Source organism: Streptomyces sp. KLMMK, from assembly GCF_036961605.1.
Taxonomy (GTDB): domain Bacteria; phylum Actinomycetota; class Actinomycetes; order Streptomycetales; family Streptomycetaceae; genus Streptomyces; species Streptomyces telluris.
Genome location: NZ_JBAMDC010000744.1, coordinates 1 through 1,318, shown reverse-complemented (window position 1 = coordinate 1,318; position 1,318 = coordinate 1). Strand labels below are relative to the sequence as shown.

General features: G+C 70.2%; 1 protein-coding gene and 1 tRNA gene. Both read right to left on the bottom strand.

Features of this window, described 5'->3' with window-relative positions; translation table 11 throughout:
- Window positions 1-94: 94 nt before the first annotated feature.
- A tRNA-Ser gene (locus tag V7793_RS37665) sits at window positions 95-181 on the bottom strand.
- Between the two features lie 43 nt (window positions 182-224).
- The coding region (locus V7793_RS37660; RefSeq protein WP_336014250.1) for a S1C family serine protease at window positions 225-1,318 on the bottom strand (1,094 nt) is incomplete at its 5' end.

Genomic DNA, 1,318 nt, shown 5'->3' with positions numbered 1-1,318 from the left:
AAGCGCCGCATGCCCGCAGACCGGAACAGGCCCTCAGCACGAAAGGGGCGCCCCCGACGGGGCACCCCTTCTGCCTGCGCTGACGCAGGGACGGCGGAGAGTGTGGGATTTGAACCCACGGTGACATCGCTGCCACGACGGTTTTCAAGACCGTTCCCTTAGGCCGCTCGGGCAACTCTCCCCGCACCGCCAGTGCTCGGCGGCGCGGGGGCCAGCCTATCGCTTCAGTTGTCGCCCTTGCGTTCGCCCAATGTGATCTCTGCCGTGGACTGCTTGCCGTCGCGGGTGTAGGTCACCTTCACCTTGTCGCCCGGCTTGTGGGTCCAGATCTCGCTGATGAGGGTGGGGCCGCTGTCGATGGCGGTGTCGTCGAGCTTGGTGATGACGTCGCCCGGCTTGAGGCCGGCCTTGTCGGCCGGGCCGCCCGGGGTCACCGCCGGGCTGTTGTTGTCGCCGGTGGGGGCGATCTTGGCGCCCGCGCCGGCGTCCTTCATGTTCACCGAGGCGGAGATGACCGGGTAGACCGGCTTGCCGGTCCTGATGAGCTGGTCGGCGACGTTCTTGGCCTGGTTGATCGGGATGGCGAAGCCGAGGCCGATGCTGCCGGCCTGCTGCTGGGCGCCGCCGAAGCCGCCGCCGTTGTTCGCGGACTGGATGGCGGAGTTGATGCCGATGACCGCGCCCTGGGCGTTGAGGAGTGGGCCGCCGGAGTTGCCCGGGTTGATCGACGCGTCCGTCTGGAGGGCGCTCATGTACGAGGCCTTGCCCATGCCGCCGCCGTCGCTGGAGGCCACCGGGCGCTTTTTGGCACTGACGATGCCCGTGGTGACCGTGCCGGACAGCCCGAAGGGCGCGCCGATCGCGATCGTGGCGTCACCCACCGCCGTCCGGTCGGAGTTCCCCAGCGGGAGGGGGCTGAGCTTCGCGCCGGAAGGGTTCTTCAGCTTGAGGACGGCGACGTCGTAACCCTGCGCCCGGCCCACGACCTCGGCGTCGTACTGCTTGCCGTCCGAGAACGTGGCCATGAGCTTGCCACCGCCCTGAGCGGCCGAGGCGACGACGTGGTTGTTGGTGAGGATGTGGCCCTCGGTGTCGTAGACGAAGCCGGTGCCCGTGCCGCCCTCGCCGCCGCCGCTCTGCGCCTCGATGGTGACGACGCTCGGCAGCGCCTTGCTGGCGATGTCCGAGACGGAACCGGGGGCGCGGCTCTCGGTCTTCGGGTCGCCGGACGACGAGATGGTCGTCGAGCTGCCGCCGTCGCCACGGCTGGCCGCCCAGTAGCCGATCCCGCCGCCGACGCCGCCCGCGACGAGGGTCG